This is a genomic window from uncultured Cetobacterium sp., from assembly GCF_947072685.1.
Classification (GTDB): domain Bacteria; phylum Fusobacteriota; class Fusobacteriia; order Fusobacteriales; family Fusobacteriaceae; genus Cetobacterium_A.
In genome coordinates, this window is the sequence record NZ_CAMTIK010000009.1 from 58998 (window position 1) to 83907 (window position 24910).

Annotated in this window: 23 protein-coding genes and 1 tRNA gene; 10 read left to right on the plus strand and 14 right to left on the minus strand. The window is 30.9% G+C overall.

The genetic code is table 11. The annotated features are described in order from the left end of the window. Window positions 1-137 precede the first annotated feature (137 nt). Window positions 138-1940 (plus strand): translation elongation factor 4, encoded by a 1803-nt coding sequence (lepA, locus tag Q0V67_RS04835; RefSeq protein WP_297597568.1) that lies wholly within the window; start codon window positions 138-140, stop codon window positions 1938-1940. Between the two features lie 60 nt (window positions 1941-2000). Beyond that, on the plus strand, window positions 2001-3614 hold the full coding sequence (locus Q0V67_RS04840; protein ID WP_297597569.1) for a phosphatidylglycerol lysyltransferase domain-containing protein: 1614 nt from the start codon (window positions 2001-2003) through the stop codon (window positions 3612-3614). A gap of 40 nt (window positions 3615-3654) precedes the next feature. Here Q0V67_RS04840 and Q0V67_RS04845 read toward each other — a convergent pair whose 3' ends face one another. After that, window positions 3655-5082 (minus strand): amino acid permease, encoded by a 1428-nt coding sequence (locus tag Q0V67_RS04845; RefSeq protein ID WP_297597571.1) that lies wholly within the window; start codon window positions 5080-5082, stop codon window positions 3655-3657. 166 nt (window positions 5083-5248) lie between these two features. On the opposite strand from Q0V67_RS04845, the gene yedF reads away from it, so the two are divergent. From yedF to Q0V67_RS04860, 3 genes are all read left to right on the plus strand, one after another. Beyond that, complete coding sequence (gene yedF, locus Q0V67_RS04850) at window positions 5249-5839, plus strand: sulfurtransferase-like selenium metabolism protein YedF (RefSeq protein WP_297597572.1); 591 nt, start codon at window positions 5249-5251, stop codon at window positions 5837-5839. Then, complete coding sequence (locus Q0V67_RS04855) at window positions 5839-6114, plus strand: DUF3343 domain-containing protein (RefSeq protein ID WP_297597575.1); 276 nt, start codon at window positions 5839-5841, stop codon at window positions 6112-6114. The genes yedF and Q0V67_RS04855 overlap by 1 nt, the downstream gene beginning before the upstream one ends. Window positions 6115-6143: 29 nt before the next feature. Further along, window positions 6144-6237, plus strand: a tRNA-Sec gene (locus Q0V67_RS04860). A 118-nt stretch (window positions 6238-6355) separates the two neighbouring features. On the opposite strand, the gene Q0V67_RS04865 is transcribed toward Q0V67_RS04860, so the two are convergent. Beyond that, window positions 6356-6724 (minus strand): hypothetical protein, encoded by a 369-nt coding sequence (locus Q0V67_RS04865; RefSeq protein WP_297597577.1) that lies wholly within the window; start codon window positions 6722-6724, stop codon window positions 6356-6358. A 133-nt stretch (window positions 6725-6857) separates the two neighbouring features. Here Q0V67_RS04865 and Q0V67_RS10340 point away from each other — a divergent pair, with 133 nt between their 5' ends. Beyond that, window positions 6858-7058, plus strand: coding sequence for a rhodanese-like domain-containing protein (locus Q0V67_RS10340; protein WP_366938438.1), 201 nt, complete (start codon window positions 6858-6860; stop codon window positions 7056-7058). A gap of 114 nt (window positions 7059-7172) precedes the next feature. Here the strand turns inward: Q0V67_RS10340 and msrA are convergent, their stop codons facing one another. The 4 genes from msrA to Q0V67_RS04885 form a co-directional block, all read right to left on the minus strand. Then, on the minus strand, window positions 7173-7748 hold the full coding sequence (gene msrA / locus Q0V67_RS04870; RefSeq protein WP_297597579.1) for a peptide-methionine (S)-S-oxide reductase MsrA: 576 nt from the start codon (window positions 7746-7748) through the stop codon (window positions 7173-7175). 23 nt (window positions 7749-7771) lie between these two features. Then, window positions 7772-8098, minus strand: coding sequence for a hypothetical protein (locus tag Q0V67_RS04875; protein ID WP_297597581.1), 327 nt, complete (start codon window positions 8096-8098; stop codon window positions 7772-7774). A 68-nt stretch (window positions 8099-8166) separates the two neighbouring features. Beyond that, window positions 8167-9525, minus strand: coding sequence for a dicarboxylate/amino acid:cation symporter (locus Q0V67_RS04880; RefSeq protein WP_297597583.1), 1359 nt, complete (start codon window positions 9523-9525; stop codon window positions 8167-8169). 44 nt (window positions 9526-9569) lie between these two features. Beyond that, window positions 9570-9722: a hypothetical protein gene (locus Q0V67_RS04885; RefSeq protein ID WP_297597584.1), complete on the minus strand. Its 153-nt coding sequence runs from the start codon at window positions 9720-9722 to the stop codon at window positions 9570-9572. A gap of 181 nt (window positions 9723-9903) precedes the next feature. On the opposite strand from Q0V67_RS04885, the gene Q0V67_RS04890 reads away from it, so the two are divergent. From Q0V67_RS04890 to Q0V67_RS04900, 3 genes are read left to right on the plus strand one after another with little or no spacing between them, the layout of a single operon-like run. Continuing rightward, on the plus strand, window positions 9904-10899 hold the full coding sequence (locus Q0V67_RS04890; protein WP_297597585.1) for a tripartite tricarboxylate transporter substrate-binding protein: 996 nt from the start codon (window positions 9904-9906) through the stop codon (window positions 10897-10899). 21 nt (window positions 10900-10920) lie between these two features. Beyond that, window positions 10921-11355 (plus strand): tripartite tricarboxylate transporter TctB family protein, encoded by a 435-nt coding sequence (locus tag Q0V67_RS04895; protein ID WP_297597587.1) that lies wholly within the window; start codon window positions 10921-10923, stop codon window positions 11353-11355. A 16-nt stretch (window positions 11356-11371) separates the two neighbouring features. Further along, on the plus strand, window positions 11372-12895 hold the full coding sequence (locus Q0V67_RS04900; RefSeq protein ID WP_297597589.1) for a tripartite tricarboxylate transporter permease: 1524 nt from the start codon (window positions 11372-11374) through the stop codon (window positions 12893-12895). A gap of 46 nt (window positions 12896-12941) precedes the next feature. Here the strand turns inward: Q0V67_RS04900 and xylB are convergent, their stop codons facing one another. The 4 genes from xylB to Q0V67_RS04920 are packed head-to-tail and all read right to left on the minus strand — an operon-like array spanning window position 12942 to window position 17892. Then, window positions 12942-14402: a xylulokinase gene (gene xylB, locus Q0V67_RS04905; RefSeq protein WP_297597591.1), complete on the minus strand. Its 1461-nt coding sequence runs from the start codon at window positions 14400-14402 to the stop codon at window positions 12942-12944. Window positions 14403-14452: 50 nt separating this feature from the next. After that, entirely contained in the window at window positions 14453-15406 is a 954-nt protein-coding gene (locus Q0V67_RS04910) for a sugar ABC transporter substrate-binding protein (protein ID WP_297597593.1), read from the minus strand. 23 nt (window positions 15407-15429) lie between these two features. Beyond that, window positions 15430-16398, minus strand: coding sequence for a ribose ABC transporter permease (locus Q0V67_RS04915; protein WP_297597595.1), 969 nt, complete (start codon window positions 16396-16398; stop codon window positions 15430-15432). 3 nt (window positions 16399-16401) lie between these two features. Then, entirely contained in the window at window positions 16402-17892 is a 1491-nt protein-coding gene (locus Q0V67_RS04920; protein WP_297597597.1) for a sugar ABC transporter ATP-binding protein, read from the minus strand. A gap of 220 nt (window positions 17893-18112) precedes the next feature. Between Q0V67_RS04920 and Q0V67_RS04925 the strand changes: the two genes are divergently transcribed. Next, a complete protein-coding gene (locus Q0V67_RS04925; RefSeq protein WP_297597599.1) occupies window positions 18113-18976 on the plus strand; it encodes a mechanosensitive ion channel domain-containing protein in 864 nt (287 codons plus the stop codon). A 34-nt stretch (window positions 18977-19010) separates the two neighbouring features. On the opposite strand, the gene Q0V67_RS04930 is transcribed toward Q0V67_RS04925, so the two are convergent. The 4 genes from Q0V67_RS04930 to Q0V67_RS04945 form a co-directional block, all read right to left on the minus strand. Continuing rightward, entirely contained in the window at window positions 19011-19706 is a 696-nt protein-coding gene (locus Q0V67_RS04930; RefSeq protein ID WP_297597601.1) for a murein L,D-transpeptidase catalytic domain family protein, read from the minus strand. Between the two features lie 113 nt (window positions 19707-19819). Then, window positions 19820-20758 (minus strand): L,D-transpeptidase, encoded by a 939-nt coding sequence (locus tag Q0V67_RS04935; RefSeq protein ID WP_297597603.1) that lies wholly within the window; start codon window positions 20756-20758, stop codon window positions 19820-19822. 34 nt (window positions 20759-20792) lie between these two features. After that, window positions 20793-23813, minus strand: a complete 3021-nt coding sequence (locus Q0V67_RS04940) for an efflux RND transporter permease subunit (RefSeq protein ID WP_297597605.1) — start codon at window positions 23811-23813, stop codon at window positions 20793-20795. 10 nt (window positions 23814-23823) lie between these two features. Further along, the gene (locus tag Q0V67_RS04945; RefSeq protein ID WP_297597607.1) at window positions 23824-24888 is read right to left on the minus strand and encodes an efflux RND transporter periplasmic adaptor subunit; all 1065 of its coding nucleotides are present in this window, start codon (window positions 24886-24888) and stop codon (window positions 23824-23826) included. Window positions 24889-24910: the final 22 nt, after the last annotated feature.

Consider the following 24910-nt stretch of genomic DNA (forward strand, 5'->3'; position numbering starts at 1 on the left):
TCCCCCTCATTTTTTATTCATATTTTATCATATTCCAAATAGGTTTATAAAGTCAAGTTATAATTTAATTTAGATTGATTTTTTTTGATAATTCTTCTATAATATAGTGTGAATAAATATATTTAGAGGAGGATACTGTGTTACAAAAATTTAAAAGAAACTTTTCAATTATAGCTCATATAGATCATGGTAAATCAACAATTGCTGATAGATTATTACAAGCAACTGGAACTGTTAATGAAAGAGACATGAAAGAACAACTTCTTGATTCGATGGAGCTTGAAAGAGAAAAGGGAATTACAATCAAAGCGCAAGCCGTTACACTAAAGTATAAGGCAAACGATGGGAATGATTATGAGTTAAACTTAATTGATACTCCAGGACACGTTGACTTTATATACGAGGTTTCTCGTTCTTTGTCAGCTTGTGAAGGGGCTCTTCTTGTTGTGGATGCCGCACAAGGTGTTGAAGCTCAAACGCTTGCAAACGTTTATCTAGCTCTTGAGAACAATCTTGAAATTGTTCCTGTTATTAACAAAATTGATCTTCCTGCAGCTGATGTAGAAAAAGTTAGAAATGAAATTGAAGATATTATTGGATTACCTGCACATAATGCTGTTCTTGCTTCAGCTAAATCTGGAATAGGAATTACAGAACTTTTAGAAGCTATCGTGGAGAGAGTTCCGGCTCCTACCTTTGATGAAGAAGCCCCTCTGAAAGCTATGATTTTTGACTCATTATTTGATGATTACCGTGGTGTTATAACTTATCTTAAAGTTATGGATGGATCTATCAAAAAAGGAGATAAAATTAAAGTTTGGTCTACTGGAAAAGAGTTTGATGTTCTTGAGTGTGGTATTTTTGCTCCAACTAAAAAAGAGCAACCTGAACTTAGCTCTGGATCAGTTGGCTATATAATAACTGGTATTAAAACTATTCAAGATACTCAAGTAGGAGATACAATTACTCACGTTAAGAGACCTTGTTTAAATCCATTAGAAGGATTTAGAGCAGCTCAATCGATGGTATTTGCTGGACTTTACCCTCTATCTACTGATGACTACGAAGATTTAAGAGATGCTCTTGAAAAACTTCAACTTAATGATGCATCTCTATCATTTGTTCCAGAAACATCACTAGCTCTAGGATTTGGATTTAGATGTGGATTCTTAGGATTACTTCATATGGAGATTATTGTTGAAAGACTTAGAAGAGAATACGATATTGATTTAATATCTACTTCTCCATCTGTTGAATATAGAATTACTATCGAAAATCAAGAAACGTATATTATAGACAATCCTTGTGAATTCCCAGAAGGCGGAAGAGCAAAATTTGCCGTAGAAGAACCATATATAAAAGGAAGTATCTTGACTCCTAAGGACTATGTTGGAAATGTTATGGAACTTTGTCAAGAAAAAAGAGGAACATATGTAGATATGAAGTATATAGATGATAACAGAACAATGGTAATTTATGAGTTACCTCTTGCTGAAATTGTTATCGACTTCTATGATAAATTAAAATCTAGAACAAAAGGTTACGCTTCTTTTGAATATGAAATGATTGGATATAGAGAATCTAAGCTTGTTAAAGTTGACATCTTGGTATCTGCAAATGTTGTTGATGCTTTCTCATTCATAGCCCATGCTGACAATGCTGCTTCTAGAGGAAGAGCAATTTGTGAAAAATTGAAAGAAATTATCCCTAGACAACAATTTGAAGTCCCTATTCAAGCTGCTTTAGGAGCTAAAATAATCGCTAGAGAAACTATCAAAGCATATAGAAAGAATGTACTTGCTAAATGTTATGGTGGAGATGTTTCGAGAAAGAAGAAACTTTTAGAGAAGCAAAAAGAGGGTAAAAAGAGAATGAAACAGATTGGAAATGTTGAAATTCCTCAAGAGGCCTTTGTATCTGTACTTAAACTTAACGACTAATAAATATATCAAAAAGGTGGGATTTTTCCCACCTTTTAGTATATGGGAGGTATTTTTTACATGAACAGATTCAAATTTATTTTAAAAAGAGTTTTCCCTGATATTTTAAGTATTTTAATATTTCTATCTGGTACATTAATTATTTTTTCTAATACAACAAAATTTGCCATGAATCATATTAAATATATATATATGATACTCCCTGGTGATATTATAGTCTTATCTCATCTATCCTCAAATATTATAGGAACTTTTCTCCTTATTCTTGCTTATGGTATTTATCGAAGACTTGACAGTGCCTATTATCTTTCTGTTGTCTCCTTTGTTTTAGCTATATTTTTTAGTTTCTTTAAAGGATTTAATTATATAGAGGCTTTCTTTTTTAGTGTTATTCTTCTTTTATTGATCCCATCAAAAGACAGATTTTATAGAAAATCCTCTATTTTAAAAGATAAACTATCACCAACTTGGATTTTACTTACACTATCAGTTATTTTACTCAGTATTTTCTTTGGATTTTATTCATTTAGAACCGTTGAGTATCGAAAAGAAGTTTGGTGGCATTTAGCTTTAAATAGACAATACTCTATTTTTTTAAGAAATAGTTTTGTTTCTATATCAATTTTTTGTTTATTTTTAGTATTCAATTTCTTCAATACAGTTCTAAGTGTTGAAAAAATACCAAGTTTAAGAGTTTTAGAAGATATTAAAAAAATTATTAAATTAAGTGACAACAGTTATTCAGGTTTGGCTTACCTTTCTGATAAATCTGTAATATTTAATAAAACCAAAACATCCTTTATCATGTTTGGTAACACTAATAGTAATTTAATCTCAATGGGAGACCCTATTGGTGATAGAAAAGGATTTCAAGAGATTATACGAGAGTTCTATCGAATTGGGAGAGAAAGTGGTAAAAATATAGCTTTTTATGAAATTTCTAAAGACCATTTAGCTGAATATCTTGAACTTGGACTTAAAATTATTAAAATAGGAGAGGAAGCAATTATAAATTTAAAAGCTTATGATATTTCTACTCCTAAGTATAAAAAAATTAGATATACTTTCAATAAGTTTGAAAAATTTAATTATACTTTCAAAGTTGTCGATTCAATTGTCGGGTTAGAAGAGGAACTTCAATCAGTTTCTGATAACTGGTTAGATAATAAAAAAGCCAAAGAAAAAACATTTTCACTTGGACATTTTGATGTGAACTACTTAAAAAATTTTAAAATGGCTCTGCTTTATGATGAGAATAATAAGATTATTGCATTTTCAAATATCATGTCTACAGATGAAAAAAATGAAATGGCTATTGATCTTATGAGATACCTTGACTCTGCAGCATCTGGAACAATGGAATATCTTTTTATTAAAATAATAAACTGGGCAAAAGAAAATGACTATAAAACCTTTAGTCTAGGAATGGCTCCTCTTTCTGGTATCTACGGTGGTGAATTAGCACCGCTTTGGAATAGACTAAGTGTATTCCTTTTTAATCACGGTGGAAATTTCTATAATTTTGAAGGTCTAAGACAATTTAAAGATAAATTTGCTCCAGAGTGGAAATCTAAATATTTAGCTTATTCTGGACACTTTAACTTAGCATCTCTTCTAAAGGACATCGCTTTTTTAATATCTGGTGGACTTCTTGGAATTTTTTCTAAAAAATAAAAATGAGGATAGCTTTTTAAGCTCTCCTCATTTTTTACATTTATTTTTTATTTTTTTCTTCATTTTCTCTATAACTTTTTTCACTTAAAAACTTAATTATTACCCCTATTAACATAAACATTAATAATCCACCATAATATAGTTTTATTCTACCTAACTGTTTTATAACTGGGATTGTAAAATCATAGCCTGCAAAGATAAACGCTACCAAAGTCATAAATGCAACAGAAACTCCTGCCAATATTGGCACAACTTTTCCTCTAGATATCTGAAAAGGTGCCACATATCCCTTATACCTAAAAACTATATAACTAATTCCCAAACAAAAATATGGGATAATTAGAGCCATTGTTGTCATATCATAAACTCTATAATATAACTCCTCCGCGGCTGCTCCACCAAATGTATTTAAAGCTATAAATAAAAAAGCTAGTGCTGTCTGAAATATAAGTGCATTTCTTAAGATTCCATTCTTATCATTTTTTTTTGTTAACCATTTTGGGAATGTCCCTTTTGGAGCTTCACTAAAAACACCTGCTGCTAAAGATGTTCCCCAAAGAATTAATGCTACAAGAGTTATAAGTGTATATGCAATCCCCATAAGTTTAACAAACCAAATTCCTAATCCTATTTTATCTCCCATAAACTTAAATCCTGCTAAAACTGCACTTATCAAAGATATCTTTGAAAAATCTTCCTGTGTTCCGAACGCCGATACTGCAATAATTCCTAAAACATATAAAACTCCAATCAATAATGACGCTAAAAATAGTCCTTTTACAAAGTTTTTTTCTGGATTTTCAACTTGATTTACATAAGGTCCTACAACTTCTCCACCACCAAATGCAAATAATATCCAAGAAAAACTTCCTAATGCTCCTGCCAAATCAGCTTTTGAGCTCATATTTATTTTAAATGATTCAACTGCCAAAGTTGTCGATCCCTGTCCAGTTAAATGCAAGTATATTCCTGCAATTAAAAATATCATAACTGTAAATAATGATATATATCCTACTGGTTTAGATAGTGATCCAATAGCTTTTTGATATTTAACTCCTATTATAAGTGAGATTACTAGTGCCACTAAAGACAGTCCTGCTGTTTGAGTATTTGATATATTTGCATCACCAAACAGACCAAAACTTAAGTATGTTGGTACTCTTGTTGCAAGGGTTGGCAAATAAAATATATTTGCTATAAAATATGACCATATCGCAAAATATGCCATCTTTTTTCCTAGACCAATCTCTATCCAAGAGTATATTCCACTTGTTCTATCCTTTGCATAAGCTCCAAATTCAGCCATTATTAAACATAGTGGTAAAAAGTAAAAAAATATTCCTATAATCAACATCGTGACGGAAGATAACCCTACTTCTTTAAAGTTATTGGCAATATTACCAAATCCAAATACTCCTAAAAATATCATCATTACTAAAGATGATACCGATAGATACTTTCTTTTCATTCTCAACTCCCTTTCCAATTGTTGTATTTAAAAACAATTTTTATAATACCACTTTTCATACAATAATGCAATTTTTTTTGTTATTTAATTAACAAATTTTAACAGTGTAATTTTTTAATTAAATGCTGTATAATATAAAGAAACAAAATATTTAGGGGTGATATCTATGATTAAAATTAATGCTATTGGACAAACATGTCCTATGCCTGTTATTATGACCAAAAATGCTTTAAAAGAAATTTTACAAGGTGTTGTTATTGTTTCAGTTGATAATAATATTTCAAAAGAAAATATAGAAAAATTTGCTAAAGAGATGGGGTTTTATTTTTCTACAAAAGAGGATAAAGGAATCTACTCTGTTGAAATAACAAAAGGACTATCCCCTGAGCACAAAATTTCTCCTAATGATATGACTTTAGAGGATAATACCGTCATTGTTATTGCCAGTGACAAAATGGGTGAAGGGGATGAATTATTGGGAGAAACTCTCATGAAAGGATTTATTTATACTCTTACCGAGATGGAGGTATTACCTAAAACTATTTTGTTCTATAATAAAGGTATCTTTTTTACATCTAATATAGAGTCTTCTATTAAAGATTTAAAAACTCTTGAAAAAAGAGGTGTTGAGATTCTTTCTTGTGGAGCTTGTGCTAATTTTTATCATCTTGAAAACAATATAGCTGTAGGAACAATAACTAATATGTATAGTATAATTGAAAAACAGATGAAAGCCAGAAAGGTGATTCGACCATAATGAATATAGAAAAATTTTTAGTTATCACTATTGACTCAACCCACCTAGTTATGAAAGTTGAAAAACTTTTGCTTACTTCCCATTTGGATGTTAGAGTTATCCCACTTCCTGGAGAGCTTAAAGCTAGTTGCGGTCTCTCTATTAGAGGCCACGTTGAAGATGCCAATAATATTTTAAATATTTTAAAAAGCAATCAAATAGAAGATAGCTTATACTCTTTTTATCTTTGTGAAAAAATTGGTTTTAAAAAGAATTTTTTTACTTTTAATTTTTAATTTTTTATGATATAATAATTTTATAAATTGGAAGCGGATGAGTTACTGGTGTACTCAGCAGTCTTCAAAACTGTCTTGGCGAGTCAAATCGCTGGTAGGTTCGATTCCTATACGCTTCCGCCAATTTTTAGATTTCAACCTCACTTACTTGTGAGGTTTTTTTATCTCTTAAATTGGATATAAACAGTAAAAAAGTGGAAGAATTGATTCATTAACCAATCCATCCACTTTAAAAATAGTTTTAGAATATTTCTTTGTATAAAACCTCATCCGGCAATAGGTCTTTATCTAATTCTACTCTAACCTCAACAGGAATATTTCTCCCTGTCTCTGTTTGAGTATATTTACTAGCTTCCATAAAGAACTCTCTAACTTTCATTTTATTTAATTTTTCAAACTCTTGCTTTTGATCATCACCTTTAAGCTCAACTTTTAATTCAATTTTTTTTCCTTCAATATCGATATCATATTCATGTATTCTTACTGAATTTACACCATCTGTGATTATTGAATATTTGTTCATTAGCCCATCTTCTACCATATCTTCTTTTGAATTTGCCAAAACTGTCATAGAACCTAAAACAGACAATAACAATAAAAACTTTTTCATTTACATTCCTCCTATTAATACATCTGAATCAATTATACCTCAAATTTGCCCATTCAATCAAGACTTTTTTCAATTTAGTATTTATTTTACAGACTTACTTTACAACTTATTTTAGATATACTATCATTTTAGTATCACTGAATCTATTAATATACCTTTCATACAATTAGAAGAAAGACTTTCTGAAATTCCAAAAAATAAAAAAATTGTGGTTTACTGTAATAGTGGCGGAACTGGAAGTAAAGCTCAAATACTTCTTCTTAACAATCATTTTTCTGTATCGGTGGATTCAATAAATTTCCAAAATAAGAAATATAAAAAAACCTCCACATAGGAGGTCTTTTTAGCTACCAAATTAATTGGAGCTTCGTTTTATAGAATGAATCTACTCAAACGTTTGTACTATATTATTCTACTTTTTTTTAACTTTCCTTTATTTTAAAAAATATTATTTTGCCCAAATTTTTTCTAAAAATTGATCTCTCCCTGAACGATATCTATAATATTTATATCTTATTGGATTTTTCTTATAATAGTTTTGATGATATTCTTCAGCAGAATAAAAATTTTTGAATGGTATTAGAGCAACTTTCATCTCTTTAAAATTCCCAGCCTCTTTTATGAGACTCAACTCTTTTAAAGCATCTTTTTTTTGGTTTTCATTCAAATAAAATATTGCTGGTGAGTATTGAAATCCTCTATCAATAAATTCTCCGTCTCCATCTGTTGGATCTATGTGCTTTAAAAAATAATTGATTATATTAGCATAACTTATCTCACTATCCTCATATTTTACTAAAACTGATTCTCTATGACCAGTTCCACCAGCTGAAACCTCTTCATATGTTGGACTTTTAATAGTTCCTCCTGAGTATCCTGAAATAACACTCTTCACTCCTGAAAGTTTTTCTAAATCACTTTCAACACACCAAAAACAACCGCCTGCTAAATACGCTTCTTTAATTTCAGCATTCACTATAGCCGTTGATAATAATATTCCTAAAATAATCAACCACTTTTTCATTATACACCATCCTTTTTTATCTTTTATTCCACTATTATTTTAAAATCCATTTTTTTATGGCCGGCTCCACATGGAACTGTACATTTCCCCGTAAATTCTCCAACTTTAGTTGGAATTATATCCACTGATTCAGATTTTTCCGGAGTTGCTTGTAAGTTAAATTTTAAATCCTTCGATCCCAACCCATGTTCACCTTCTCTGCTAATTAATGTTAATTTTACTGGTTCATCCTTCTTCAAAATAACCTCTTTGGGTTCATATCCCCAATTATAAGCAATAATTTTAACTTCTTTTCCCAAAACTATACTAGATAAAAACAAACATAATCCTAAAATCTTTAAACTTTTCATAAACACCTCCTAAAATAACTCAACTTAGAAGTTAATACCATATAAATCTATGTTTTCATTTTTATTTTTTATAACTGTGATGCCAAATCTTTATTTTTTATTGAATTATATTTTTCTAAATCTAATTTCCCTTCACTTTTTGCTACATAGATTGATACCGCGCTGTCCCCCACAACATTTAATGCCGTTAGTAGCATTTCTAGTGGTCTATTTATTCCCAATATTATTGCATATGCTGAAACTGCTATTTCATTGCTATATCCCATCCCATTCAATATTGTAAATAATATTATTGCCCCACTTCCAGGTGCCGCCGGTGTACCAACAGAAGCTAACAATGCCAATAATGAAATAGTTACCAAATTAAATACAGTTATTTCATACCCTGCTACGCCTGCAATAAACATAGTTGCTATCACTTGCATGATTGCTGTTCCATTCATATTTACAGTCATTCCCATTGGAAGAACGAAAGAGGCTGTCACTTCGTCTACTCCAAGTTTTTCTGTTGTTGTTTTTGTATTAATTGGTAATGAAGCCGCTGATGATGATGTTGAAAAAGCAAACATTGCAACATTTGATATTTTTTTCATGAATGGAATCGGATTTAATCCAGTTGAGATCCAAACTATAAAAGAATATCCTAGAATTAGAAATACTATAAGTGATACTGTAGTTAAAATAAAATAAATACTCGCTATTTTTAGATAGCTTATCCCATATATTGCAAATGTTCTCATAAGCAATGCAAATATTGCAACAGGTGCAAATTTATCAATAATAAACGTCAAAAATATTTGTGAAATTTTGTTAATTTCTACAACTCCTTTTTTTAAAATAGAATCTTTGTCATTTATTTTATTTAAAATAATACCCACACTTATTCCTAAAAAAACTGCTACCAATACATTCCCATTATTCGATAATCCTGCCAATACATTTTGTGGAATTGCTTTCAAAAGTATATTTAAAGGATTTGATGATGTAGATGTTGTTGCCGCTGAAATTTGATTTATTGTAACAGTAAATAATTTTGCTTTATAAGCTAACATTGCAATTACAGAAGCATAAACAAGTGCAAATATCGAGCTCATTCCAAATCCTAAGAATGTTTTGTATGATATTCTTTTTAGACTTTTAGCATCTTGAATATTTGTCACAGCTATTATAATTGATGTAAAAACCATTGGGATAATAACTAATTGTAGAGAATTTATAAAAAGTTGCCCGATTATATAAAGTAATCCAATAGCTTTGCTTCCTTCAATTCTTGTTATATCTTGAAATAAAATTGAGTTTATTTTATTCCAAAGCTCATGTTTTCCGTTTGATATCAAGTTTTCTCTCAAGAATAAAAATAATACTCCCATAGTTACTCCAAGTAATAAAGCCATAAATATTCTTTTTGTTAAGTTGTTTTTTTTCATTATTTTTCTCATTCTCCTTTTTGATAAAAAAATAGGAATAGCAACTATAAAATATAGTCACCATTCCTATTTATCAATATATATAATTTTTTAATAGAAGTAGATAGCAAGTTTAATGAAAATAAAATTGAAAATAAAGATAAAAATAGATTTTTAAACTTTTTCTTTACTCTTTTTTTCGCTTCATTAAGTCTCATTCTGTCGCCTCCCAATTTTTTACACTTTTATTAGTATAACATACTATTAATTTTTACACAATATTTTTTTTCTTATTTTGATAACATTTCTCTATTGACTATTTAAAAATTAAGGGGTATATAAGATTAATAAGTTATACAGAATACTGTATACAAAACTTATATAAAAGGGAGGATCCATATGAATTTAAAAATATTTAAAAATTTGTTCTCTGTTTCTCTTTTACTTGGAGTTTCATTTACAACTATTGCAAATGATTCTGGAAAAGGCTATCCTAAAAGACCTGTTGAAATTGTTGCACCTGGTGGAGCTGGGGGTGGTTGGGATTTAACTGCTCGAACTGTCGCTAAAGTTTTAAAAGATGAAAAATTAATAAAAGTTCCAACGCCTGTTGTTAATAGACCTGGGGGTGGGGGTGGGGTAAATCTTGCCTATATGCAAAACAAAAAAGGGAATGGTCAAATGATATCTGTTTACTCTCCACCTCTTACACTACTAAAACTTACCGGAACTTCAGAATACGGATATACTGATACTACTCCACTAGCATCTTTAATCTCTGACTATGGGGCTTTTGTTGTCAAAGCTGACTCAAAATATACATCTATAACTGATGTTATGGAATCTTTAAAAAAAGATCCTAAAAGTGTTAAAATTGGAGGAGCTTCTGCTGCTGGAAGTATGGACCATATTCAATTTTTACTTATGGCTAAAGCCGCTGGAGTTGAAAACTTAAAAGATATCGATTATGTAAGTTTCCAAGAATCTGGAATTACCCAAGTTTTAGGTGGACATATCGATCTATTTTCAACTGGACTTTCTGAAACAGAAGGACTTTTACAAAGTGGTCAACTTCGTGCTCTAGCTTCTACTGCTGACAAAAGAGTTGGTGAAGGTGTCGTTGCAGAAGTTCCAACTTGTAAAGAACTTGGTATCAATGGAGTATTCAAAAATTGGAGAGGTTTGTTTGCTAATCCTCAAGTTCCTGAGTACGTGACTATTACTTGGACTCAAACTTTACAAAAAATGGTTGAAACAGATGGTTGGAAAAATGCTCTTAAAAGAAATGGATGGGATTCAAATTTCTTAGTTGGTGAAGAATTCAAAGCTTTTTTAAAACAGCAAGATGAAGAATCAAGAGCTATCTTACAAGAAATTGGTATGTTAAAAAATTAAATTCGAAAGTAGGGGAGTTTTATGACTGGAATCATTTCAATAGTATTAGGTTTTGCATATTTAATTGCACTTTTAAATATTCCACTTGCATCAATTGGTAATCCGTATGCACCTCTTTATTTTCCTGCTACACTTGGAATATTAATGGTCTTATTAGGAATAATTTTAGTGCTTAAAAATAAAAAAATTGATCTTTCTAAATATAAAAATGATAATACCCTTCCTATGATTTTTAAAACAAGTATCATTATTATTATTTATACTCTCTTATTTAATCCTCTTGGCTATATATTTTCTACTATTATTTTTATGTTTATGCTACTTTATCTTTTCAATGGAAAAAAGAATATGAAAAGAACTATCATTGTCTCTATTCTTTTTAGTGTCTTAATTTATGTGGCATTTTCAAAAATTCTTGGAGTATACCTTCCGGTTATGCCATTTATCTATATTTAAAGGTGGTGACAATTATATGGATACAATTTCTTTTCTTATGCAAGGTTTTTCTGTTGCTCTTCAGCCTATAAATCTTTTCTGGGTAACTCTCGGAGGCATTCTCGGTACTATCGTTGGAATGCTTCCTGGACTTGGCCCTGCAACTGGTGTTGCTGTTCTTCTTCCACTGACATTTACTATGGGGGCTGAAGCTGCTATGATTACAATGGCAGGTGTTTATTATGGAGCTATGTTTGGTGGATCTAGAAGTTCTATTCTAATTAATACTCCTGGGGATGGTGCCGCTGTGGCTGCCACGTTTGATGGATACCCTATGGCAAAAAATGGTCGCGCTGAATCGGCTCTTGCTATTTCAGCTATCGCTTCTTTTATTGGCGGTGGAGTTTCAATTATTTTAATGATTTTTGCTGCAAATACTGTTGCTAAATTTGCCCTAAAATTTGGTCCTGCAGAATATTTTATGCTTATGGTTTTTGCTCTTTCAGCAACTGCTGCTATGTCTAGAGGAAATATGATAAAAGGCTTTATCTCTATGATTATAGGTCTTATGATATCTTCTGTTGGACTTGATGCTCAGTCTGGTGTGCAAAGATTCACTTTTGGAGTAATGGAACTTCAAGGTGGTATAGATTTTCTTATTGTTATTATTGCAATTTATGCTTTAGGAGAAGTTTTTAAAAGTTTTAAAACAATTAACAAGGACCAAGTTAAGATGCAAACTAAGTTTGGTAAAATTTGGATCACTAAAGAGGAATGGAAAAGATGTAAATGGCCAATTCTTAGAAGTGCACCTTTAGGTTTCTTTATTGGAGCTCTCCCTGGAGCTGGTGGAACTATGGCTGCACTTATGGCATACAACAATGAAAAACAAATGTCTGAAAATCCAGAAGAGTTTGGAAAAGGTGAAATTATCGGCCTTGCTGCTCCTGAATCTGCTAACAATGCCGCTTCTGTTGGAGCTTTTATTCCTATGTTATCTCTTGGAGTTCCTGGTTCTGGAACTACCGCTGTTATGATGGGAGCTCTTCTTATGCTTGGTATTCAACCTGGCCCTATGCTTTTTGTTCAGCATCCTGATATTGCCTGGGGGCTAATTGCTAGTATGTTTATTGGAAACATTGTTCTTGCTATTATAAACATTCCTTTAGCAGGTATTCTAGTTAAAGTTCTTGCGATTCCTGGAAAAGTTTTATATCCTTTAATTTTGGGACTTGCTTTTGTTGGAACATACGCTCTTGGGAATTCAACATTAGATTTTATTCTTCTTCTTATCTTTGCTCTTATGGGGTATATTATGAACAAAGAAAATATTCCGACATCACCTTTAATTCTTGCTATTATTGTTGGAAATATGATGGAGCAGTCCTTTAGACAAGCTATGGTTATTTCTAATAACAATCTAGAGGTGTTCTTTAAATCTCCAGTTTCAATATGTTTATCGTTATTGACTGTTGGAAGTATTCTTTTTTCACTGTATAAATCTAAACAAGATGAAAGAAAGCAACAAACTTCTACTTTAAATTCTAGTGAATCAGTTTAATAATAAAAAGCCATTATAATCAGCGTATTGATTATAATGGCTCTTTTTATATTTTTCTATATATTTCCTTTAGAGCGGGGTACATCTCTTTAAAAATACTATAATTTTTCTCATAAATCTCTACATTTTTCAAGCTTGGCTTTGTCACTTCAACCTCTTTTATTATCTTCTGGCAAGCTTCTTCTACTGAGCTATACTCTCTTGATCCTACTGAAGCTAAAATAGCTGCTCCTAAAGCTGGTCCCTCAGCTGTATTTATAGTTATAATATCTTTATTTAAAACGTCCGCAAAAATTTGTTTCCAAACTTGACTTTTTGCTCCGCCCCCACTTACTCTTATTTTTTCACATCCAATTCCCATCTCTTTTAGTAATTCAAATGAATCTCTTAAAGCATAGGCAACTCCTTCCATCACACTACGTGTCATATGCTTTTTCCCATGGTTTAAAGACAATCCTATAAAACTTCCTTTAGCACTAGCATCGTTGTGCGGTGTTCTCTCTCCTATAAGATATGGCAAAAAATACAACCCTTCTGAACCAGCTTTAATCTCATTTGCCATCCTATTAAACTCCACATAGTCCTTAGAGTTATTAACCTCTTCAACCCACCATTTAAAAGCTCCTGATGCAGATAGTATCACACCCATCTGATGATATTTTCCCGTAGAATCACAAAAAGAGTGCAATCTACAATCTTCATCTCTTAAATATCTCTTACTTGGTGAAAAAATAACTCCAGATGTTCCTAAAGCTAGTGATATAACGCCTTCTTCAATTGCCCCTACTCCTACAGCACCTACTGCTTGGTCTCCACCGCCCATAACAATATTTACTTCTTTTGAGATTTCTAGCTCATTTGATACGCTTTCTTTTATTTTCCCAATAACTTCATAGCTTTCAAATACTTTTCCTAAACATCTCTCGTCAATATCTAAGAATTCTACAACCTCTTTAGACCACTCTCTTTTTTCAACATTTAACATAAGAGTTCCCGATGCATCTGAAACATCGATTCCATGAACTCCAGATAACTTATAAGCTATATAATCTTTTGGTAACATTATTTTTTTTATTTTTTTAAAGTTATTTGGCTCATTCTTTTTTAACCATAATATTTTAGGAGCTGTAAATCCTGTCAATGCTTGATTCCCTGTTATATCATATAGCCACTCTAAACTATTCATTTCTTTGCATTCCTCTTCTGTTCTTTGATCACACCAAAGAATCGCAGGTCTTATAACTTGATCAATTTCATCTAAAATTACTAATCCATGCATTTGTCCTGAAAAAGAAATTCCATTTAAAGCTGATCTATCCTCATCTTTTAGAATATTTTTTATTCCATCAAATGTTGCATTCCACCAATCTTCAGGATTTTGCTCAGCCCAATTGTCATTTAAATATGTTATTGGATAATCATTTGAAACTGTTTTTTTTACAACACCTTTTCTATCCATTAAAAGTAATTTTACCGATGATGTTCCTAAGTCTATTCCTAAATACATTTTTACGTCTCCCCTTTTAGCAAAAATCCCGCATTTCAGCGGGATTAATTTTAGTTTCTTGGATTTTGATTCTCTGGATACATTATAACTTCTATTGGCATCTCAGAATTTTCAGGTGATTGATTATCTTTTAAATATTTATCTACAACTATCGCTGCTTGCTTTCCTATAAAGCTAAAATCTTGAACAACAGTTATTGCCATTTTCTTTTCATCAACTAACTTTTTACCTTCAGAAGATCCATCAAAACCGATGATTGTGAAGTTTTCTAAGTTAAATCTAGAGTCATTTTGAATTGCTCCTATTGTTCCGATTGCCATAACATCATTTTCATTATAAACAACATATTTTCCTTTAGGATCTAAAGCACTCAATTTAGATTCAAGTACATTTTGAGCCACATCTTGAGCAAAGTTTCCTGTTAATTCTATATACTTTTTATTATCTTCTACTAATGCATTCCATTTTTCTCCTGCTTCAGACGACTCTAAATAATCTTTAAACCCTTTATATCTAGCTATATGAGCAGTATGTCCATCTATTCCTCTCATATGAATAAGACCTGCTAATTCATCCGGATTAATATTTGATTTTTTTACAATCCATTCCGCAGCAAATTTTCCACCATCTTCGTTATCTGTTGCTATTTTAGCTAGTAAATCTACCCCTTCTACTGTTGTATCAACTGTAACTACTGGAATATCTCTTGATGTTGCATCATTTAAAACCCCTTCAGTCGCATCCTTATTTAATGGATTTATTACAATAGCTGCTGATTTTTTTACAATTGCATCTTCAACTTGACTTGGTTGTTTTGTTGCATCGTTTGCTGCATCATATACATCGACCGTATAACCTAACTTTTTTGCTTCCTCAACAAATGATTGCTCTAAAACTCCGAAAAACTCATTTGATCTGTTTGACATCATCAGAGCTATTTTTTTATTTGCAGCTCCAAAAGCAATATTCCCCAAAACCAAAGATAACAAAATTAATTTTTTCATTTTTCCTCCACCTTATTTTATATTTAGTTTGATTTTTTTCTATCAGCTACAACAGCTATAAGAATTACTATTCCTTTTATAACTTCTTGATAAAAAGAGGATACCCCTAATAGGTTCAGACCATTATTTAATATTCCTATTATTAATGCTCCTATTAAAGTTCCTATTATTTTACCTTTTCCACCTGACATAGATGTCCCACCTATTACAACTGCAGCTATGGCGTCTAATTCTGCTCCTTGACCTGCATTTGGATAGATTGAGTTATATCTTGAAATATATAAAATCGCTGCTAATGCTGATAAAAAACCACTTATTGCATATGCTGATAACTTTATCTTTGTTACAGGAACTGCTGAAAGTCTAGCTGCCTCTTCATTTCCACCTGTAGCATATAGATATTTTCCAAATAATGTTTTGTCTAAAACAAACCACAATATTACAAATACAACTAAATATATAACCATTGAGATAGGTAAGTTTGCTATCTCTCCTCTATTTATAAACTTCATAACTTCTGAAGCTTTATTTATATTTCTTATAGGAAGTCCATTTGATAAAATCAATGTCACTCCTCTATATATAGTCATTGTTACAAGTGTTGCTATAAATGGCTGTAATTTAACTTTTGAAACTAAAACTCCATTTATAACTCCTAATGTCATTCCTAACAATAATGCTACTGGTATAACTATTATTATTGGCAATTGATAATTAACTAGTAAAATTCCTGCAATATATCCTACAAAGGCTAGTATCGAACCTACACTTAAATCTATGCATCCTATCAGGATAACAAATGTCATTCCAAAAGCTATAAGTCCATTTATCGAAGACTGCTTAAATATATTTTGAATATTATATAGTGAGAAGAAATTCCCATTAATTGCTCCAAAAAATCCTGATATTAGCATCAGAATTAAAGCTAATCCATATTTTTCATACATCTTTCCTACATTAAACTCTTTATTTTTATTCATTTTTGTTTCCATTTATTAATTTTCTTCCTCCCCTAAAAAAGCTACTTTCAGTACCTTTTCTTGCTCTATATTGTTTCCTTCAAATATTTTAGCTATAGTCTTATTATGCATAACTGCTACTCTATCTGATATTCCTATTACTTCTGATAATTCACTTGAAACCAATATTATTGCTGTCCCTTGCTTTTTAAGCTCGTTTATTACCTCATAAATCTCTTTTTTAGCTCCTATATCTACACCTCTTGTGGGTTCATCTAAAATCAAAATTTTTGGGGCAATCTCCAACCATTTAGCAAACACAATCTTTTGCTGATTTCCACCACTTAAACTTTTAACCAGTTGTTCTCCATTAAAAACTTTTATCTTCAACTTTTCTATATACTTTTGAGTAACAGACTCAATTTTCCTTTCATCTATTAGCATATTTTTTTTCATGTTCTTTAATGAAGGAATTGGTATATTATCTTTTACACTAAAGTTTAATATTAACCCTTCTTCTTTTCTATCTTCAGTAACAAATCCTATTCCTAGATTTTTAGCATCTATCGGAGTCTTTATTTGAACTTTTTTATTTTCTATATATATTTCTCCAGAATCTATTCCTGTACTTCCAAATATTCCATGCATAATCTCAGATCTTCCAGATCCCATAAGACCAGCAAAACCGAGTACTTCTCCTGCTCTAACTTCAAAATTTATATTTTCAAACTCCCCTGCTCTTTTTAAACCTACTACCTCAATAATCTTTTCTCCTACTTCTACTTCCTCTTTAGAGTAAAGATTATCAATATTTTTTCCTGTCATCATTTCAACAATTTTTTCTTGATCAACAATTTTTATAATTTCTGTCCCTATGTAACTTCCATCTCTTAAAATACTTATTCTATCACATATATTAAAGATTTCTTCCATTCTGTGTGATACATAAAGGAAACTTACTCCTGTTTCTTTTAATTTAAAAACTATCTTAAATAGATTCTCTATCTCTTTTTCTGTAAGAGCAGCTGTTGGTTCATCCAAAATGATTAATTTCGCATCAATTAATAGAGCTTTTGCAATCTCTATCATCTGTTTATATCCTACACTTAAATCTTTCATAAGAGTATCTGGAGATAGATGCTCTATTCCCAACTCCTTTAATTTTTCACCACAAATTGCTCTCATACTATTCTTATCTAAAATTCCAAATTTTCTAATCTCTTTACCCAAAAACATATTGTCATAAATAGACATTTCATTCACAACATTTAATTCTTGATGAACGTATGCTATCCTATATTTTTCACTATCTTTGATATCTTTTATATCTACACTTTTATCATCTATTAATATCTCACCCGAATCTTTTGTGTAAACTCCAGTTAAAACTTTTATTAAAGTTGACTTTCCAGCTCCATTTTCTCCCATAAGAGCATGTATCTCTCCATCTTTTATTTCTAACCTTACATCTTTTAAAACTTTAACATTTCCAAAAGCTTTTTTTATCCCTCTCATTTCAACTTTCACAATCTAAACTTTCCTCCGAATCCCAATAAATAGTGTGCACTATTTACTTATTTTGTTTGAAATAAATGCGTTAATTCACACTGTACATAATATTAATACCATCTTATCTATATAAATGTCAAGTCCATTTTTTTATATTGTATACATTTTTTAATTTTTTATTAATAATTAAAAAGGAAACCTTTTTTTTTTTAGAACTATCTTAATACGGGGTGATTTTATGGAAGCTCATTACAATACTTTTTTATCTCAAGTTTTACAAACGTTTACAAATGAAGAATTTTTACTTGATTTAACCAATCGATTCATTATTTTTATTTTTAGATTTGCTTTTGCTTTGATTTTTTTTCTTATCAGTAAAAAAATTTTACAAAAGTTTTTAAATGGTTACTATCAAACTCACTACTTTAAATCTATTGATTCTTCTTTTAAAACTTTTTTATCGTCTATTATCGATACTGGGTCTATTATTTTCCTTCTAATAATGTCTTTACTTATAGTAGGGTTTAATCAAACCTCATTAATCGCATTTTTAGGGAGTATTGGAATCGGTGTTGGTTTAGCTTTAAAAGATAATCTCGCCAATTTTGTTGGGGGACTTATTGTCCTCATATTTAAAACTTATTCTGTCGATGACGAAGTTGAGATAAATACTTTTTATGGCATTGTTTCCTCTATTGATGTCTTTTCAACAACTATAATTACTTTTAGTGGTGATCTTGTTACTATTCCCAACGGAAATGTTGTTACCACTCAGGTTATAAACTACTCTAAAACACCCACAAGAAGAATGAAAATTGTTATTTCTGTATCCTACAAATCCGATATAGATTTGGCATTTAAAGTTTTAAATGAGATGATTGAAAAAAATAAAAATATACTTAAAAATCCCAGTCCGTTTATAAATATTGATCAATATAATAATAGCTCTATTGATATTGCCATTAAAGTTTGGACCAAAAATACTGTCTATTGGGATACATATTTTGAACTTATGAAAGAGGTCAAAAAAACTTTAGACTCTGCAAATATTAGTATTCCATTTCCACAAATGGATATTCATATAAAAGAAAAAGAGGTATAAATTAACAACTGTTAATTTATGCCTCTTTATTTTTTTATACATATTGGCTATTTTCTAAGTAGTTAGAATCATTTCCATTGACAAAAACAACTGAACCGCCTTTAATTAAGTTAATTGCTTCTTTATAGACAGATTTTGGAAGGGCTGGACACCCTAAACTTCTCCCTAGTCTTCCTTGTGATTTTGCTAATTTTGGATTGGCGTAGTCCGCTCCATGAATAACTATATATCTTTCTTTGGCTTTGTCATTAATACCTTTTTCCAATCCATCTAAAACTAAAGAGTACCCATTTCCACCCATGTATGTATTTTCTGTAAGATAAAATCCTAACGAGCTTTTGTATGAACTCATCTTATTTGAAAAAGAGGTTGCTATATTTCCACCACTATTTCTCCCATGAGCCACGTGAGATGAAATCAATACTTTTCTTTGATTCAAATCTACCACAAAAAATCTTTCTTGTGTCGAAGGCTTAGCATAATCAACTATTGTTAATACATTCTTCTTTTTATCCGTAATTTTTTCATAGCCCTTCAATGCTTTTTCAAAAACATCATAATCCAGTTTCTTTTCTAAACCCAATTCTTTATACAATATTTTTGTTTGGTTTTCTTTTTTTCCTTGAATTTTTTCTTTCTCTATTTTTATTGGTGTTTTATATGCAAATCCAAATGATGATACTGACAACGATCCTAAAATAAGAGTTAATAATAAATATTTTTTTCTCAAAATAAATAACCTCCACTAATTTCATTACAAATTTTTCCCATAAAAACTTCTTATATTCTAACATAATACACAAAAAAAGTCAAGAATACGCAATCCTTGACTCTTTTAAACACTTATTCTATTACAACAACTAACCCTTTTCCTGTTTCAGCCCAACTATATATATATTTAGCATGAGATGTTGCATTTCTGACACACATATGTGACCTAGGAACAGTCCCTAATGTTGGTGAGTATTCTATCATTTCTGTTCTTGGAAGATTTACTGGCACACCATGGATATATCCACCACCAGAAAATCTACTTGCGTATGGTGAATACCCTTCTATTTCTGTTTTACTTCCATCTTTTAAATAATCCATTTTATAAAGTTTATTCTGAACAACAAAAATACCTAATGGTGTTGGTAATTGATATGGTGGTCTGTCTAGACCTGTCGATGCAGGATTCATACTTCTAATTTTCCATATATCCCCTACCCTTTCCAGTGTACTAATATTTTGATTTTTCCTATCAATAACCACCACTCTTGGAAAATGTGTAGCCGCAATCTCTCTGACATATTTAATTGGAACTAACCATTCTCCATCAAAAGCCTCAACTTTTAACTTTACATATTCACTATCACTTGAAAGAATAGAAACTAATGATCCATCAGGAGCATATCTTTCTGGTCTATCCATCATGCCCTCTATATACAGTGGAATACCTTGATTTCTTCTATTCCCAAATTTATCTTTTACAGTTGGTCTAGAGCCGTCACTGTATTTTTCCATCCCTATCTGTCTTGCAATCGGAGGTAATCCATTGACATTTTTATAATTTTTTAAACTTCCAAACCTTATATTTTTCATTTCAAAACTTTCTAGTTTATCTAACAAGTTTGATACTTTGTCCCATTGAAATTCACGCTCTACCTTCCCATATTTATACTTATCTGGAAGTGTATACTTATTGTATGTGAGATCTTTCTCTATTGCTGCTGCATTTAGTACTGTGGAAAAAATTAATAATACACTAAAGCTCAATATGCTTTTTAATTTATTTTTCATTATACACATCTCCAATCTTTTTTTATTCTATATGTTAAATATACTTTAAAAGATGTGCTTTTCCTACTTCATATAAATAAAATAATATTGGAATTAATAATAATGTCAATAAAGTTGAGAATATAAGACCAAAAATAACTGAAATAGCCATACCTTTATACATCTCACTTCCTTGTCCCAATCCCAGAGAAAGAGGAATCATTCCAAAAACTGTTGTCATTGTTGTCATAAATATAGGTCTCAACCTTGTTCTCCCTGCCTCAATTATTGCTGCTTTTAACTCCATTTCTCGCTCGAGAAGTATTTTTATGTAATCTATTAACACAATAGCATTATTTACAACTATTCCAGCTAGCATTATTATCCCTACAAATACCATCGTGTTTGTTTTTTGACCGGTTATTAAAAGTCCACTATAAACACCTATTACTGAAAGTGGAACTGTTCCCATCACAATTAGTGGCAATATATATGATTCAAATTGAGCTGCAAGTATGAAATAGATTAAAAACATTGCTACCATAAATGCAAATTTAAGTTGTGAATTAACTTCTTCCATACTTCTTCCACTTCCACCAAAAGTATATGTGATTGTTTTAGGAAGTCCTAACTCTTCTATTGTTCTAGTTATATACTTTTGTCCCATAACAAGATCCATATCGCCAACTGTATTTGCATCTATTGTTACCATAGTTATTTTATCCTCTTTATCAATACCATAAGCTCCCTCTCCTATTTCAAAAGTAGCTATATCTTTTAATTTAACTGACTTTCCATTTTTAGATTTCACCCTTATTTCTTGTAATTTTTCTGGTGAATTTCTAAACTGTTCATCCAATCTAAGACTTACGTCCACTTCATCATTTCCTGTTTTTATTTTTATTGGAGCTCCACCTAAAATTTGATAACTTACAGAAAATGTTAAATCATTCACCTTAACGCCATAATACTCCATTTTCTTTCTATCTAAATTTATTCTTACTTCAGGATTTCCATTTACCATAGAGTTATTTATATCAGCAAATCCTGAGTTAGATGATATTTTTTCCGTTATCATTTTAGAAGCAAATGCGAGCTGATTTAAATCGTCAGACTTCAAAATTAATGTAATATCTCTGCCTGAGCCTCTTCCAAAAGCCATTCTAGGAACCATATTTATTTTTATATCTGGTATATGAGATATTTTTTTTCTCATACCGGCCATCACCTGTTGAACTTTTTGCTTTCTTTCACTTTTATCTCCGATTTCTACAACTATTGATACAGCTTCTTTTCCCACTGAACTTATATATTTTTGAGTCAGAGGATCCTGCTTTACAATATTTTCTAACTCTTTTGATACTCTATTTGCTTTTTCAATCTCCATTCCACTTGGAAGCTCTGCTATAATACTATACACTCCATCATCAGTTGTAGGCATAAACTCTCCACCTATATTTTTAGACCCATACCCAACTACTCCAACAAATAAAATAACTATCCCTAGAATAACACTCAATTTATGTCTTAACGACTTTTCTAGAACTACAGTATAATTTTTTTTTATAAATTTCAATACTCTACCTTCTTCATGCACCCTATCTCTAGATTTTAAGATTCTACTCGAAACCATAGGCACAAATGTTATCGCTATTATTAAAGACGCTAAAAGTGAAAATGTTATCGAAAAAGCCATATCCTTATATATCTCTTTGGCTCTACCTTCCCTTAACACTATCGGAATAAAAACTGCTATTGTCGTAGCTGTTGATGCTATTATCGGGATAATAACCTCGGTTGCCCCATTTTCAGAAGCTTCCATTCTGTCCTGTCCAAGTTCTGTAAGGTGTCTAAATATATTATCTAATACTACTATTGAATTATCTACAAGCATCCCCACTCCAAGAGATAATCCCATCAGAGATATTATATTTAATGTCATCCCTTTTGCACCAAAAAATCCAAATGTAGCAATTATCGAAACTGGTATTGCCACAGTTACAACCAATGTTGCTCTCCAATCCCGAAGAAATACAAATAAAATTATACCCGCTAAAACCAATCCAGTTATAGCGTTATTTTTAACTGTATTTATCGATTTTGTTATATCTTTTGCAGAGTCTCTATTAATTGTAAATGAAGCTCCTTTTGGTAAGAGAGGCTCCATTTTTTTCAACTCTTCTTGAGCTCTCTTAGATATCTCAATAGTGTTTCCAACATCACTTTTTTCTATATTAATAATTATATTTTCAAGTCCATCTGTTCTTCCATAACTACTTCTATCCTTGATTCCCATTTTTACGTCCGCTACATCAGTCAAATAAAGGGTTTCACCCTCATCATTTTTTATAACAATCTCTTGGATATCTTCTAAAGTTTTTGCCTCACCAGAAACCTTTACAAGATACTCCTTATCTCCTTCTCTTATATATCCAGATGGAAAATTTAAGCTTGAACTTTTCATTGTTCCGTATAGATCCGTTACTGTTAATCCATAAGCTTCCAGCCTTTCTGGATCTATACTCACACTTATCTCTTTTTCAAGTCCTCCAAAAACACTTACTGTCCCAACACCATCAATCCTTTCAAGTCTTGGAATCACAACATTGTCGGCGAAACTTTTTAAATTTATTAAGTCATCACCTCTTATTCCTAAAAGCATAACTCGATCTCCATAAGATGATGTTTTTCTAATTACTGGTTCATCTATATCATCTGGTAAATCATTTCTTATCCTACTGACAGCAGTTACCAAATCATTCACCTTATTATCTATAATTACACCATACTCAAATTCAACTGTAATTGCTGTTTTCCCCATTGTCGACTTAGTTGTTATTCTTTTTATCCCTTCTACACTTGTAAGTCCTTTTTCTATCTCTTTAGTTACAAGCATCTCCATATCATCTGGAGATGCCCCTTTCCAACTAACTCTTATAGCTGCCATCGGCATATTATAGTTTGGCATCAACTGTGTTTTTAAGTTTACAAGAGTTAATATCCCTAATATTACCATCGATACAATAATCATCATCGTAACAACAGGACGTTTTATTGAAAATTGTGCTATGTTCATTTATGTCCCCCTAATTTAGAATATTTACTTGATCTCTATCTTCTAGCATGAATTGTCCATCTACAATAAGCTTCATAGATGAGTAGAGTTCTTCGCTTATAACCTCTTGTTTTTCGTTATTGGAGTATCCTCTTTCTACTTTTATTCTTTTAGCCTCCCCATTTTCTACAACAAAAATATATGAATACAACTCTTTGATCACTATTGCATTTTTAGGAACAAGGTATCCATTTTTTACTCCAGTTTCTACTAAAACTTTAGAATACATCCCTTTTTTTATCTTTCCATCCATATTTTCGACCTCTACTTTTATCTGGTATTTTTTACTTTCTTTATTTGCTACCGGATTTATTTCATGGACTCTTCCAAAATAATTGTCTTTTAATCCTTCTATCACTACTTCAGCTCTATTTCCTACGGATAGATTCTCTATTTCATGTACAGAAACTCCAGTTTTTACAAGCATTTTACTGTCATTTACCACTGTTACAATCTCTGTATTGGGCGTGATTTTTTCATATATCTTTATATCTAAATCTGTAATAACTCCATCTATTTTAGATTTTATTATAAGATCTTCATAATCTTTTTTAGCTGAAAGATATGCTGCTTGGGAATTTTTCAAATTACTTTCCCCTTGAACAAAATCAATTTTTTTTACTAAATATTCATTTTCTGAAATTAGTTGTTTATCATACAACTGTTTAAATTTATTATAGTTATTTTTTCTTATAGAGTAGTCCGATTTATTCGAATTGTAAGTTGCTTCGGTTTTTAAATAGGCTGAGTGGACATCTTGATCAGTCAAAGCCACTATAATATCCCCTTTTTTTACTCTGTCCCCATTTTTAAACTTTACTTTTGATACCGTTCCACCCGTTTTAGTTATTTCCACAACCTCATTTAGTGGCTCTACTGTTCCACTCGAAACATTTAATTTAATAATATCTTCAGGAATAATATTTACAATCTTGATATTTTTACCCACAGCTATTTTCTCTCCATCTTTTCCCTTATTGCTTCCACAAGAAAACAATAACACACTCATTAAAATTAGTAGTATCTTTTTCAGCACTTTTCCCTCCAGTTTTTAAATT